The 525-nt window shown below is 33.1% G+C and carries 1 protein-coding gene; it reads left to right on the forward strand.

From position 1 onward, the window contains the following. Positions 1-525, forward strand: a 525-nt coding sequence (locus IDG60_RS27255) for a CBS domain-containing protein (protein ID WP_206160429.1), incomplete at both ends; no start/stop codon positions are given.

The raw sequence follows: 525 nt of genomic DNA on the forward strand, positions 1-525 counted from the left end.
TGCAGATTGAAGCTTTAAAAAGAGGTACGGCTATATTAATTACTGGTGGATTTAAGCCATCTAATAAAGTTATTAATTTTGCGAATGAACATGATTTACCTGTTCTATCATCAAGTTATGATACATTTCTAGTTGCAAATATTATCAACAAAGCACTTTTTAATCAGAAAATACGAAAAGATATCTTAATAGTTCAAGATATAATGACGCCATTAGATGATTTATCTGTGCTGTTTGATACGATGAAAATAGCAGATTATAAGCGTATGGCGAATCGAACTGGCCATACAAGATTTCCGGTAGTCAATGAGTCTTATAAATTAGTAGGTATTGTAACAAGTCGAGAGATGATTAATACAAAGGACGACGACGAAATAGATAAAGTGATGACGCGAAATCCTATTTATGTAAATGCTATGAGTACAGTAGCAAGTTGTGCGCATATGATGATTTGGGAAGGTATTGAATTGATTCCTGTCGTTTCGAGTAATAAAAAGACAGTGGGTGTGATTAATAGACAAGATG

It is taken from the genome of Staphylococcus sp. EG-SA-2, from assembly GCF_017152085.1.